11 protein-coding genes and 2 pseudogenes are annotated in these 13,127 nt (G+C 65.3%); 12 read left to right on the forward strand and 1 reads right to left on the reverse strand.

The genetic code is table 11. The features are described from left to right. A pseudogene (locus WB785_RS23030) lies at positions 1 to 633 on the forward strand (TobH protein); the annotation flags it as partial. A gap of 7 nt (positions 634 to 640) precedes the next feature. Continuing rightward, complete coding sequence (manA, locus tag WB785_RS23035) at positions 641 to 1,867, forward strand: mannose-6-phosphate isomerase, class I (protein WP_424082149.1); 1,227 nt, start codon at positions 641 to 643, stop codon at positions 1,865 to 1,867. Here manA and WB785_RS23040 read toward each other — a convergent pair whose 3' ends face one another. Next, positions 1,868 to 3,253 (reverse strand): NAD(P)/FAD-dependent oxidoreductase, encoded by a 1,386-nt coding sequence (locus WB785_RS23040; protein WP_424082150.1) that lies wholly within the window; start codon positions 3,251 to 3,253, stop codon positions 1,868 to 1,870. It abuts the gene before it with no gap. Positions 3,254 to 3,284: 31 nt separating this feature from the next. Here WB785_RS23040 and WB785_RS23045 point away from each other — a divergent pair, with 31 nt between their 5' ends. The 10 genes and pseudogenes from WB785_RS23045 to WB785_RS23090 all read left to right on the forward strand — a co-directional run. After that, complete coding sequence (locus tag WB785_RS23045; RefSeq protein WP_424082152.1) at positions 3,285 to 4,781, forward strand: APC family permease; 1,497 nt, start codon at positions 3,285 to 3,287, stop codon at positions 4,779 to 4,781. Between the two features lie 197 nt (positions 4,782 to 4,978). Beyond that, positions 4,979 to 6,202 carry an alkane 1-monooxygenase gene (locus tag WB785_RS23050; RefSeq protein ID WP_424082154.1) on the forward strand — a complete coding sequence of 408 codons (1,224 nt, stop codon included), beginning with the start codon at positions 4,979 to 4,981 and terminating at the stop codon, positions 6,200 to 6,202. Further along, positions 6,202 to 6,354: pseudogene (locus WB785_RS23055) on the forward strand (rubredoxin); the annotation flags it as partial. The gene WB785_RS23050 and the pseudogene WB785_RS23055, both read left to right, overlap by 1 nt. Positions 6,355 to 6,422: 68 nt before the next feature. Further along, a complete protein-coding gene (locus WB785_RS23060; protein ID WP_424082156.1) occupies positions 6,423 to 6,605 on the forward strand; it encodes a rubredoxin in 183 nt (60 codons plus the stop codon). A 27-nt stretch (positions 6,606 to 6,632) separates the two neighbouring features. Next, entirely contained in the window at positions 6,633 to 7,283 is a 651-nt protein-coding gene (locus WB785_RS23065; protein ID WP_424082166.1) for a TetR family transcriptional regulator, read from the forward strand. Between the two features lie 81 nt (positions 7,284 to 7,364). Next, positions 7,365 to 8,837 carry an adenosylhomocysteinase gene (gene ahcY / locus WB785_RS23070; RefSeq protein ID WP_424082158.1) on the forward strand — a complete coding sequence of 491 codons (1,473 nt, stop codon included), beginning with the start codon at positions 7,365 to 7,367 and terminating at the stop codon, positions 8,835 to 8,837. 229 nt (positions 8,838 to 9,066) lie between these two features. Further along, positions 9,067 to 9,696, forward strand: coding sequence for a dTMP kinase (locus WB785_RS23075; RefSeq protein WP_424082160.1), 630 nt, complete (start codon positions 9,067 to 9,069; stop codon positions 9,694 to 9,696). 72 nt (positions 9,697 to 9,768) lie between these two features. Beyond that, positions 9,769 to 10,455, forward strand: a complete 687-nt coding sequence (gene mtrA, locus WB785_RS23080) for a two-component system response regulator MtrA (protein WP_422592067.1) — start codon at positions 9,769 to 9,771, stop codon at positions 10,453 to 10,455. 10 nt (positions 10,456 to 10,465) lie between these two features. Beyond that, on the forward strand, positions 10,466 to 12,124 hold the full coding sequence (gene mtrB / locus WB785_RS23085) for an MtrAB system histidine kinase MtrB (protein WP_424082162.1): 1,659 nt from the start codon (positions 10,466 to 10,468) through the stop codon (positions 12,122 to 12,124). Continuing rightward, positions 12,124 to 13,127: GerMN domain-containing protein (locus WB785_RS23090; RefSeq protein WP_424082164.1), on the forward strand; the 1,004-nt coding region annotated here is incomplete at its 3' end. The genes mtrB and WB785_RS23090, both read left to right, overlap by 1 nt.

A 13,127-nucleotide genomic window follows, 5' to 3' on the forward strand; every position in this document is an offset into this window, starting at 1 on the left:
CCGCGGCTGCCTATCCCCGACGAGTTCCGGCTGAGCCGGTACCTGGCCGCCGGGCTGGCTGCCTTGCAAAGCGTCGATCCCAAGCTGCGTGTGGATCTCGCCGCGCTGGCCGACGAACTGGACGCGGAGGCGTTGCGTAACAGCGCCAGCCGCGAAGTGTTCACCAATCCGGCCAAAGCATTAGTCGAGCGCATGTCCCGGCGCCGTGTCGTGCTGGCCGGCGACTGTGCCGCCACCCTGGCCCTGGCCAGGCACGGGTCATCGGTGCTGCTGCGGATCGCGCATCAGGTGGTCGCCGCCACCGGGCTCGCCGACGCCCTGGTGGCGCTGCGCGCCGTCGCAGAGTCGGGTTCCTCCGACCCGGACGAGGCGTTGTTTCACGACGAGGAGATCGACGGCCCGGTCGCCGAGCGGCTGCGGGTGCTGGCGTTGACGTTGGACGCCGAGCGCTCCGTCGTGGCGTCTCGGGTCGCTGCGCTCGACGGCGTCGACATCGTCGGCGCCGAGGATGTGCCGGATCTGTCGGATGACCGCTCGGCGTCGGTAAGCGCCCAACGGGCCGAGCAGCAACTGGCCATATTGGCCGTCCGGCTGGAGATGGCCGCGGTTTATTTGCGGCTGGTGCGGGGATAAGTAGACAGTGCAATTGCTACGCGGAGCGATACGGACCTACGCATGGGGATCGCGTACCGCCATTGCCGAATTCACCGGGCGTCCCGTCCCTGCCGCCCATCCTGAAGCCGAACTCTGGTTCGGCGCTAACCCCGGGGATCCGGCCTGGCTGGAAGGCCCGGACGGCGAAACCTCACTGCTGCAGGCGCTGTTCGACGATCCGGAAGGGCAGCTGGGCCCGGTGGCCCGCGCCCGGTTCGGTGACGTCCTTCCGTTTTTGGTGAAGGTGCTCGCGGCCGACGAACCGCTGTCGCTGCAGGCACATCCGAGCGCCGAGCAAGCCGCCGAGGGTTATTTTCGCGAGGAGCGGCTCGGTATTCCGGTGACCTCGCCGGTGCGCAATTACCGCGACACCAGCCACAAGCCCGAGCTGCTGGTGGCGCTGCAGCAATTCGAGGCACTCGCCGGATTCCGCCCCGCGGCCCAAACCATCGAACTGCTGCGGGCTCTCGCGGTATCCGACCTGGATCCCTTCATCGACTTGTTGAACGACCAGTCCGATGCTGATGGCCTGCGCGCCTTGTTCACCACCTGGATCACGGCACCCCAGCCCGACATCGATGTCCTAGTGGCCGCCGTACTGGAGGGTGCCATCCAGTACGTCAGCTGCGGTGCAACGGAATTCGCTGCCGAAGCCAAGACGGTGCTGGAGTTGGGCGAACGGTACCCCGGCGATGCCGGCGTGCTGGCCGCGTTGCTGCTCAACCGGATAACGCTTAATCCTGGTGAGGCGATCTACTTGTCGGCGGGAAACCTGCACGCCTATCTGCGGGGTGTCGGGATGGAGGTAATGGCCAACTCCGACAACGTGTTACGAGGTGGCCTGACTCCCAAACACGTCGACGTCCCAGAGTTGTTGCGGGTGCTGGATTTCGAACCCACCACCGAGTCTCACCTGCGTCCGCCCACCCACCATGATGGGCTCGGGTTGGTCTATGACACCCCTGCCGTCGAGTTTGCCGCATCGATGCTGACCCTCGGCGACGATCAACTCGGCCACGAAGTCGACGCGCCGTCGCGCCATGACGGCCCCCAGATCCTGTTGTGCACTGAGGGTTCGACGACGGTGTGCGGAAAGTCCGGGGCGGTGAAGCTCAACCGCGGCGCCGCCGCCTGGGTGGCTGCCGACGACGGGCCCATCCGGCTGATCGCGGACCAACCGACCAAGATATTCCGGGCCACCGTCGGCTTGTGATCAGCCCACCGCCGCTTGGCTGACCCGGCGGGCCTGCCGGCGCTCGGCCAGCCAGAGCCGCATGTTGTGCCGAATCGTGCGGGCGATCAACCCCGGCGTCGGGATCATGTACAGGCTGTCCAGCAGAGAAAACCTGCGCAAAAACCATTCGGCGAGAACGGGATCGGTCTCTGCGGCGCCGAGGAACTGGTCGAACAAGTTACCCACCGGCCGGTACCACCTGGGCGCCGTTCCCGCAGCGTGGTGGAAATTGAAATCGCCGATCGCGGTCATCATCCATACCGGGAACGTGGTCTTGGCGGTGGCCCGATTCACGTTGCGCGCCAGGTCCTGACCACTAGTCAAAGCTCGGCGCAGATGACCTGCCTGCAGCGAGGTCATCGTCATGCCTTGCCCGAAGGTGGGGTCGAAGCTGGCCACCGCGTCACCGAGTGGCACGATCCCAGCCGGAAACCGATGCAGCTTGTCGTAGCGGCGCCATCGGCTGGCGGGAAAGCGGTGGAAGGCAACCTCGCCCACGGGTTCGGCATGCTTGAGTGCGGCGTGCAGCCGGTCGGGAAGCAGCTTCTCGGCCAGCCGGATCATCTCGGAAAAAGTTTGTGGCGGTTCGACTTTGGCGACGCCGAACGTAGTGATAACCCAGCTGCCGTCTTCGTAACCGAGCATGCCCAGCCCCAACGGCTGTTCTCGGGATGCCCCGGCCACGATCACCCTTTCTTTGATCAGGCCATCGGGAAGCCGAAACTGATGTGACGCGTAGCCGATGCCGACGTCGACGACGTCTTCACGGGGCCGCTGGTATCCCCACTGCCCCAGCCACACCGGCAACCTGGTGCCGCGGCCGGCCGCATCGACGACGAGATCGGCCGCGACGAACTCGGGGTTGGCATTGTCGTTGGAATCCAGCAACACCCCGGTCACTCGTCGCGTGCCACCGTCGAAGCACGGTTCGCGCACCGAACGTTGCTGGAGTTCGACGTTTTCGATAGCAACGGCCCGACGCCGAAGCTGCCATTCCACATGCGGCCGGCTCGGCACATAGGCGGTGAACTGGTCCCGCAGCGTGTCTCCGGTCCCCAGCAGGTGACCGGCAGCGCCGAAATAGATGCAGTCCGGCCGGTTCTCCAGTTTCGGGACCCCGGCGGCCACCATGTCGTCGAGCAGACCGGGGAACAGCGCTTCGAATTCGAGCGCGCCACGGGCCATTAGCAGGTGAACATGGCGTCCTTGCGGGACTGCCGCACGGTTGACGGGTGTGCTTGGGAGTTCGTCGCGTTCGAACACCGTGACCCGGTCGTAGAAATCGGACAACACCCGCGCCGCGCACAACCCCGCGATGCTGGCCCCGATTACGACAGCATGCGCCCTTTTGCTCTCCCCGCGCATTCGGCCACAGTACTCGGTACTGTCCGGGTTCATGGCCGGTCGTTGGCGCACCAAGCCTGTCGAGCAGTCCATCGCCGACACCGACGAGCCGGGTAGCCGGCTGCGTAAAGACCTCAGCTGGTGGCACCTCACCGTCTTCGGGGTTTCGGTGGTGATCGGAGCCGGCATCTTCACCGTCACCGCACAGACTGCCGGCGACCTCACCGGGCCCGCCATCTGGATCTCGTTCCTGATCGCTGCGATCACCTGCGGGTTGGCGGCGTTGTGCTACGCGGAGTTCGCTTCGACGCTGCCGGTGGCAGGCAGCGCCTACACGTTTTCCTACGCCACCTTTGGCGAGTTTCTAGCCTGGACCATCGGCTGGAACCTGGTTCTAGAGCTGGGGATCGGCGGCGCAGTGGTGGCCAAGGGGTGGTCGAGCTACATGGGGACTGTCTTTGGATTGCCCAGTGGCACAGTAGCTCTCGGCTCGTTCAAGCTCGACTGGGGCGCGCTGGTGATCGTTGCGTTGGTGGCGACGCTGCTTGCGCTGGGCACCAAGTTGTCGTCGCACTTTTCCACCGTGGTCACCGCCATCAAGGTGTCGGTGGTGTTGCTGGTGGTGGTCGTCGGCGCTTTCTACATCAAGCCGGCGAACTACTCGCCGTTCATTCCGCCGCAACAGGCCGACCACGCCGGCAGCGGCATCGATCAGTCGGTGTTGTCGTTGCTCACCGGCGCGCACACCAGCCATTACGGCTGGTACGGGGTGCTGGCGGGAGCGTCGATCGTGTTCTTCGCCTTCATCGGGTTCGACATCGTCGCCACCATGGCCGAGGAGACGAAGCACCCGCAACGCGACGTTCCGCGCGGAATCCTGGCCACGTTGGGCATCGTGACCGTGCTCTATATCGCGGTGTCGATCGTGCTGTCCGGCATGGTTCCCTACTCCGAGCTGAAGACCACCCCCGACGGCCGGCACGCCAATCTGGCCACTGCCTTCGCGGCCAACGGTGTGCACTGGGCATCCGGCATCATCTCGGTCGGCGCGCTGGCCGGGCTGACCACGGTGGTCATGGTGCTGGTGCTCGGCGGATGCCGGGTGTTGTTCGCAATGGCCCGCGACGGGTTGCTGCCCCGTCAGCTGGCCAAGACCAGTTCGCGCGGAACGCCGGTGCGAATCACCGCGGTGGTGGCGGTGTTGGTCGGGGCGACGGCGGCGACGTTTCCGACGGTCAAGCTCGAAGAGATGGTCAACGTCGGGACGCTGTTTGCGTTCGTCCTGGTGTCTGCCGGGGTGATTGTGCTCCGCCGGACCCGCCCCGACCTGCCACGAAGCTTCCGGGCCCCGTGGGTGCCGCTACTACCGATCGCCTCCGTTTGCGCGTGTCTCTGGCTGATGGTCAACCTCACGGCGCTGACGTGGATCCGGTTCGCCGTCTGGATGGTCGCCGGGATCGCCATTTACCTGGGATACGGGCGTCGGCACTCCGTGCTGGCCAGGCGGGAGGCCGCTGAAGTGGCCAAGGACGCCGAGGTCGCCTCCTAAGCCACGTCGCTTGGCAGCCAGCGCGCCGAGCATGCACTGGCGGCGAATTCTCATCCGATTTTCCGCCCTGAGTACACGTTGGGCGCCGGCCTATCGCCGAGTTTACTTTACAAATCAGCTATCTGTGTCTAGACAGAAGACGCAAACCCCTGTAATGTCCAACCGCAACGTGCTCTGACTCACAAGGAGGTTGCCAGATGACTGCCGAACTAAGCCCAGACACCGCGGTCTGGCAGGACAAGAAGCGCTACCTGTGGCTGATGGGACTGATCGTCCCGACGCTGCTGCTGGCGATCCTGCCGATCGTCTGGGCGATGAACCAATTCGGTTGGCAGACCGCCTCGCAGGTGTTGTTTTGGATCGGCCCGATCTTGCTTTACATCCTGCTGCCGGCACTTGACCTGCGGTTCGGGTCTGACGGGCAGAACCCTCCCGATGAGGTAATGGGCTGGCTGGAGAACGACAAGTACTACCGCTACTGCACCTACGCGTTCATCCCGTTCCAGTACCTCAGCCTGTTCCTCGGCGCGTATCTGTTCACCGCGTCGAACCTGAGCTGGTTGGGCTACGACGGTCCGCTGAGCTGGGCGGCCAAGATCGGCCTGGCGCTCTCGGTGGGCGCTCTCGGCGGGGTAGGGATCAACACCGCGCACGAGATGGGACACAAGAAGGAGTCGCTTGAGCGCTGGCTGTCCAAGATCACCCTGGCGCAGACCGGCTACGGGCACTTCTACATCGAGCACAACCGCGGCCACCACGTGCGGGTGGCCACACCGGAGGACCCGGCATCGTCGCGCTTCGGTGAGACGTTCTGGGAGTTCTTGCCCCGCAGCGTCTTCGGCAGCCTGCGCTCGGCTTTGCGGTTGGAAGCACAGCGGCTGCGCCGGCAAGGCGTCAGTCCGTGGAACCCCAAGACCTACTTGTCCAACGACGTACTGAATGCCTGGCTCATGTCGGTACTGCTGTGGGGTGTGCTGATCGCGGTATTCGGCCCTGCGGCAATCCCATTCGTGATCATCCAGGCGATCTTCGGTTTCAGCCTGCTGGAGGCGGTCAACTACCTGGAGCACTACGGGCTGATGCGGCAAAAGAATGCCAATGGCCGCTACGAGCGCTGCACCCCCGAGCACAGCTGGAACTCCGACCACATCGTCACCAACCTGTTCCTGTACCACCTGCAGCGGCACAGCGATCACCACGCCAACCCAACCCGGCGCTACCAGACACTGCGCAGCATGGACGGGGCGCCGAATCTGCCCAGCGGCTACGCGGCGCTGATCGGGCTGACCTACTTCCCGCCGTTGTGGCGCAGGTTGATGGACCACCGGGTGCTGGCGCACTACGGCGGCGATATCACCCGGGTCAACGTCCAACCGCGCCGCCGTGAGAAGATCCTGGCCCGCTATGGGGCGGCGGCGTGATGACCGTCTATTGCTGCCCCAGCTGCGGTTACGCCTATGACGAAGCCAAAGGCGCTGCACGAGAAGGATTTCCAGCCGGTACACGCTGGGAGCAGGTCCCCGCAGACTGGTGCTGCCCGGACTGCGCGGTACGCGAAAAGATCGACTTCGAGATGCGTCCGATGACGATGCGTGCCGGCACGGCACGAGGAGGAGTCGGACATTCAATGGAGGTAATCAAATGACCGACTACAAACTGTTCATCTGTGTGCAGTGCGGCTTTGAGTACGACGAAGCCAAGGGCTGGCCGGAGGACGGCATCGCGCCTGGCACCCGCTGGGATGACATCCCCGAAGATTGGAGCTGCCCGGACTGCGGCGCAGCGAAATCCGACTTCGAGATGGTGGAAGTCGCACGGTCTTAGCCGCCGGCGACGATGCAGAACGCAGTGATGAGGACGAGCGGCGCAGTGACAAGAGCTACTCTCGCGCATGTGAAGCAACGGGTCCCGTACGCCGAGGCGTCACGGGCCCTGCTGCGTGATTCGGTGCTCGACGCGATGCGCGAGTTGCTGCTCAGCCGGGACTGGTCGGCGATCACTCTGGCCGACGTGGCCCGCGCGGCGGGCATCAGCCGGCAGACCATCTACAACGAGTTCGGGTCGCGGCAAGGCCTTGCTCAGGGCTATGCGCTGCGGTTGGCCGATCGACTGGTGGACGCCGTCGAGGACGCCATCTACTCCAACGTCGGCGACGTCTACGCCGCCTTCCTGCAGGGATTTCGGTCCTTCTTCTCCGATTCGGCGGCCGACCCGCTGGTCATCTCTCTGCTGACCGGAGTGGCCAAACCCGATCTGCTGCAAATCATCACCACCGACAGCGGGCCGATCATCACGCACTGCTCGGCTCGGCTGACGTCGTCGTTCCAGCACAGCTGGATGAAAGCCAGCGACGAGGACTCCGGCATCCTGGCTCGTGCGATCGTCCGGTTGTGCATTAGCTATGTGTCAATGCCGCCGGAAGCCGACCATGACGTCGCCGCGGATCTGGCGCGGCTGATGACACCGGTCGCCGAACGCTACGGTGTGGTGGAACCCGACTGACCCCGCATCAGGGCACCGCCGCGTCGGGCATAATGTATATGCAAGCTAATTAGTTGAAGACGAAGGAATGGGCCTACACACATGACGACGACCGAAAGTTCGCCCCGCGCCGACGTTCGCAACGGCATCGAATTCAAGGTGGCCGACTTGTCGTTGGCGGACTACGGTCGCCGCGACATCGAGCTGTCCGAACACGAGATGCCGGGCCTGATGTCGCTGCGCCGCGAGTACCACGACGTGCAACCGCTCAAAGGAGCCCGGGTTTCCGGCTCGCTACACATGACCGTGCAGACCGCGGTGCTCATCGAAACCCTCGTCGCGCTGGGCGCCGAAGTCCGGTGGGCGTCGTGCAACATCTTCTCCACCCAGGACCACGCCGCCGCCGCGGTCGTCGTGGGCCCGCATGGCACCCCCGAAGAGCCCAAGGGTGTGCCGGTTTTCGCGTGGAAGGGTGAGACGCTCGAGGAGTACTGGTGGGCCGCCGAGCAGATGCTGACGTGGCCGGACGAACCGGCCAACATGATCCTCGACGACGGTGGCGACGCCACGATGCTGGTGCTGCGCGGCGCGCAGTATGAGAAGGCCGGCGTGGTGCCGCCCGACGACGAGGACGACTCGGCTGAGCACCGGGTGTTCCTGGACCTGCTGCGCCACCGCTTTGAGACCGACAAGGACAAGTGGACCAAGATTTCCGAGTCGATCAAGGGCGTCACCGAGGAGACCACCACCGGTGTGCTGCGGCTCTACCAGTTCGCGGCGGCCGGGGATCTGGCATTCCCGGCGATCAACGTCCACGACTCGGTCACCAAGAGCAAGTTCGACAACAAGTACGGCTGCCGGCACTCGCTGATCGACGGCATCAACCGTGGCACCGACGTACTCATCGGCGGCAAGAAGGTGCTGGTCTGCGGCTACGGGGACGTCGGTAAGGGCAGTGTCGAGTCGCTGGCAGGTCAGGGGGCGCGGGTGACCGTCACCGAGATCGACCCGATCAACGCGCTGCAGGCGCTGATGGAGGGCCACGACGTCAAGCGGGTCGAGGACGTGATCGGCGAGGCCGACATCGTCATCACGACCACCGGCAACAAGGACATCGTCACCCTCGAGCACATGAAGGCGATGAAGGACAAGGCGATCCTGGGCAACATCGGCCACTTCGACAACGAGATCCAGATGGCCAGGCTGGAGAAGTCCGGCGCCACCAAGACCAACATCCGCCCGCAGGTCGACCAGTGGACCTTCGGGGACACCGGCAAGTCGATCATCGTGCTGTCTGAGGGCCGGCTGCTGAACCTGGGCAACGCCACCGGGCACCCGTCGTTCGTGATGAGCAACAGCTTCTCCAACCAGGTCATCGCCCAGATCGAGCTGTGGACCAAGAACGACGAATACGACAACGAGGTCTACCGGCTGCCCAAGCACCTGGACGAGAAGGTGGCCCGGGTGCACGTCGCCGCGTTGGGTGGCGAGCTGACCAAGCTGACCAAGGAGCAGGCCGAGTACATCGGCGTCGACGTCGACGGCCCCTACAAGCCGGACCACTACCGCTACTGAGCTGGCCAGCGCTGCGCGACGCCAGGGTCTCACGAGTCCCATCAGCCTCTTGAGTCGCTGGCTGTGAGGTTAGTGGCTTCTTCATTTCGACGGCGCATGTGATATCACCTGGCGGCACCTGATATCACCGGCGCCCTCTTTTCCGAAGTGATGTGTGTACCCAGCTCAGGTGCAGTTGTGGCTGGTGTGGCATGAGTTCCGGCCCCATCCCAGCGGTTAAGCTCGCGCCGTGCTGATTGCGATCGAAGGCGTCGACGGCGCCGGAAAGCGGACGCTTTCACAGGGTCTGCGCGCGGCCTTTGAAGCGGGCGGGCGGTCGGTGGCAACGCTGGCGTTCCCGCGATACGGGGAGTCGGTGGCCGCCGACGTTGCGGCTGAGGCGCTGCACGGCCAGCACGGTGACCTGACGTCGTCGGTGTATGCGATGGCGATGCTGTTTGCGCTGGACCGCGCCGGTGCCGCCGACCACATCCGGGCACTGTGCAATGGCCACGAGGTGGTGATCCTGGACCGCTATGTGGCGTCCAACGCGGCCTACAGCGCCGCCCGGCTGCATCAGGACGCCGGCGGTGAGGTGGTCGGCTGGGTGCACCGGATCGAATACCAGCGGCTGCAGCTTCCTGCACCGGATTGGCAAGTGCTGCTTGGGGTTTCGGCCGAGCTTGCTGGCCAGCGCGCCCGCCAGCGGGCCCGCGAGGATGCCAGCCGGTCGCGCGATGCCTACGAACGCGACGACGAGCTCCAGCAACGCACCGGCGCGGTGTACGCCGGCCTGGCCGCCGCGGGCTTCGGCGGGCGCTGGCTGGTGGTCGACGCGGATGTCGATCCTGGCCTGCTGGCGGCCAAGTTGACGGCCTAACGGCGCAAACTGTGGTATTCGGGCAAGAAACGCGCGTGTGGCAGCTCCGTTTTATCGAGATCTGGTGACACCATGGACACCATGAGGCAAAGAATTCTCGTGGTCGACGACGACGCTTCGCTGGCCGAGATGCTGACTATCGTCCTGCGCGGCGAAGGTTTCGACACCGCGGTCATTGGTGATGGCACCCAGGCGCTCACCGCGGTGCGCGAGCTGCGCCCCGACCTGGTGCTGCTGGATTTGATGTTGCCCGGTATGAACGGCATCGACGTGTGCCGGGTCCTGCGCGCCGACTCGGGTGTCCCGATCGTGATGCTCACAGCCAAGACCGACACCGTCGATGTGGTCCTTGGCCTGGAGTCGGGTGCCGACGACTACATCATGAAGCCGTTCAAGCCCAAGGAGCTGGTCGCCCGGGTGCGGGCACGGCTGCGGCGCAACGAGGACGAGCCCGCCGAGATGCTGTCCATCGCCGACGTCGAGATCGACGTGCCGGCGCACAAGGTGACTCGTAACGGCGAGCAGATCTCCCTGACGCCGCTGGAGTTCGACCTGCTGGTGGCGTTGGCGCGTAAACCGCGCCAGGTGTTTACTCGTGATGTGCTGCTCGAACAGGTGTGGGGATACCGTCACCCAGCGGACACCCGCTTGGTGAACGTGCATGTCCAACGTCTGCGCGCCAAGGTGGAAAAAGATCCTGAAAACCCGACCGTAGTGCTGACCGTTCGAGGAGTGGGTTACAAGGCCGGACCTCCGTGACCGGAACGTCTTGATGTGGGGCTCGAGGCCACGAATTCGCGGCCGTTCGGGCCGTTCCGGTCCCGTGATGCGGGGCATGGGTACTTTGAGCCGGGCCGTCGGCGCGGCTTGGCGCCGCTCGTTGCAACTTCGGGTCATCACCCTGACGCTGGGAATGTCGCTGGCGGTGATCCTGGTACTCGGCTTCACGCTGACCAGTCAGGTCACCAACCGCGTTCTTGACGTCAAGGTCCGTGCGGCCACCGAGCAGATCGAGCGGGCCCGTAACACGGTCAGCGGGATCGTCAGCGGCGAGGAGGCGCGGTCGCTGGAAAGCAGCCTGCAGCTGGCCCGCAACACCTTGACGTCCAAAACCGATCCGACGTCGGGCGCCGGACTAGCCGGCGCGTTCGACGCGGTGCTGGTGGTGCCCGGTTACGGCCCCAGGCCCGCGGCCGCGGCCGGGCCGGTCGACCAGTTGCCCAATGCCCTGCGGGACTTCGTCAAGGCGGGGCAGGTCGCCTATCAGTACGCGACCGTGCATACCGAAGGCTTCTCGGGTCCGGCGTTGGTTATCGGCACCCCGACGTCGTCGCGAGTGACCAACCTTGAGCTCTACCTGATTTTCCCGTTGGGCAACGAGCAGAGCACGATCGCATTGGTCCGCGGCACGATGGCTACCGGCGGCTTGGTGTTGATGGTGCTATTGGCCGGTATTGCGTGGCTGGTCACTCGCCAGGTCGTGGTGCCGGTGCGGGCCGCCGCCCGGACAGCCGAACGGTTCGCCGAGGGACATCTGTCCGAGCGGATGCCGATCCGCGGCGAGGACGACATGGCCCGGCTGGCGGTGTCGTTCAACGACATGGCCGAAAGCCTGTCGCGACAGATCGCCCAACTGGAAGAGTTCGGCAACCTCCAGCGCCGTTTTACCTCCGATGTCAGCCACGAGTTGCGCACCCCGCTGACCACCGTCCGGATGGCCGCGGATCTGATCTACGACCACAGCGAGGACCTCGAACCGGCGCTGCAGCGGTCCACCGAACTGATGGTCAGCGAGCTGGACCGGTTCGAAACCCTGCTCAACGATCTGCTGGAAATCTCCCGCCACGACGCCGGCGTGGCCGAACTGTCGGTCGAGGCCGTCGACCTGCGGGCCACGGTCAACAGCGCGCTGGGCAATGTGGGTCACCTCGCCGAAGGTGCGGGCGTCCAGCTAATTGTCGACATGCCGCCCGAAGGGGTGATCGCCGAAGTCGACCCGCGACGCGTCGAGCGGATCCTGCGCAACCTGATCGCCAACGCCATCGACCATGCCGAGCACAAGCCGGTGCGGATTCGGATGGCAGCCGACGAAGACACCGTCGCCGTCACCGTCCGCGACTACGGCGTCGGGCTACGGCCGGGCGAGGAGAAGCTGGTGTTCAGCCGATTCTGGCGCTCGGACCCGTCGCGGGTGCGGCGATCCGGTGGGACCGGGCTGGGGTTGGCGATCAGCGTCGAGGACGCCCGCCTGCACCAGGGGCGGCTGGAAGCGTGGGGCGAACCGGGCAACGGCGCCTGCTTCCGGCTGACGCTTCCACTGGTGCGCGGACACAAGGTCACCACCAGCCCGCTGCCGATGAAACCGATTGCCCCAGAACGCAACGAGCATCAGCCCCGGCCGCGGGAGCACGCCGAGAGGGGCGTGTGATGCGGCAGTTCACCGGGCTGTTGTTCGCCGTGGCGGTGGTGCTCGCGGGCTGCGCCGGCGTGCCGAGTGCGTCGGCGCCTCAAGCCATCGGCACGGTTGAGCGACCGGCGCCGTCGAACCTGCCCAAGCCGACACCGGGCATGGATCCCGACAGGCTGCTGCGCGAATTCCTCAAAGCCACCGCGGATCCGGCCAACCGCCACCTTGCTGCGCGTCAGTTCCTCACCCAGTCTGCGTCGAACGCGTGGGATGATGCCGGCAGTGCGCTACTGATCGACCACGTGGTCTTCGTGGAAACCCATAGCAGTGAACGGGTTTCGGTGACGATGCGGGCAGACAAACTCGGGTCGCTCTCGGATATGGGCGTATTCGAAACAGCGGAGGGCATGCTGCCCGATCCCGGTCCGATCGAGCTGATCAAGACACCGGGCGGCTGGCGCATCGACCGCCTGCCCAACGGCGTCTTTTTGGACTGGCAGCAATTCCAGGCCACCTACAAGCGCAACACTCTGTATTTCGCGGACCCGACCGGCAAGACCGTCGTTCCGGATCCGCGCTACGTCGCGGTGGCCGACCGTGATCAGTTGGCCACCGAGCTGGTTTCCAAGCTGATCGCCGGTCCGCGTCCGGAGATGGCAAAGAGTGTTCGCAACATGCTCGGCCCGCCGTTGCGGCTGCGCGGACCGGTGACTCGGGCCGACGGCGGAAAGACCGGCATCGGACATGGTTACGCCGGCGCCCGCATCGATCTGGAACTGCTGACCGTCGCCGACCCGCACAGCAAGCAATTGCTTGCCGCGCAGATCATCTGGACCCTGGCGCGCGCCGACATCAAAGGGCCCTACGTGATCAACGCCGACGGCGCTGCGCTCGACGAGAGGTTCGCCGCCGGGTGGAACCCCTCCGATGTCGCCGCCACCGACCCCGGTGTCGCGGAGGGTGCCGCCGCCGGCGTGCACGCGCTGGTGGGCGGCCGGCTCGTATCGCTGAACGGGCAGACGTC

The sequence above is a fragment of the Mycobacterium sp. genome, from assembly GCF_049585075.1.
Lineage (GTDB): Bacteria > Actinomycetota > Actinomycetes > Mycobacteriales > Mycobacteriaceae > Mycobacterium.

Excerpts from the sequence above, each read along its gene's own strand:
- WB785_RS23050 (WP_424082154.1), top strand. The coding sequence starts at position 4,979 with ATGACTGCCGAACTAAGCCCAGACACCGCGGTCTGGCAGGACAAGAAG.
- WB785_RS23065 (WP_424082166.1), top strand. The coding sequence starts at position 6,633 with ATGAGGACGAGCGGCGCAGTGACAAGAGCTACTCTCGCGCATGTGAAG.
- WB785_RS23040 (WP_424082150.1), bottom strand. The coding sequence starts at position 3,253 with ATGCGCGGGGAGAGCAAAAGGGCGCATGCTGTCGTAATCGGGGCCAGC.
- WB785_RS23045 (WP_424082152.1), top strand. The coding sequence starts at position 3,285 with ATGGCCGGTCGTTGGCGCACCAAGCCTGTCGAGCAGTCCATCGCCGAC.
- ahcY (WP_424082158.1), top strand. The coding sequence starts at position 7,365 with ATGACGACGACCGAAAGTTCGCCCCGCGCCGACGTTCGCAACGGCATC.
- mtrA (WP_422592067.1), top strand. The coding sequence starts at position 9,769 with ATGGACACCATGAGGCAAAGAATTCTCGTGGTCGACGACGACGCTTCG.
- WB785_RS23060 (WP_424082156.1), top strand. The coding sequence starts at position 6,423 with ATGACCGACTACAAACTGTTCATCTGTGTGCAGTGCGGCTTTGAGTAC.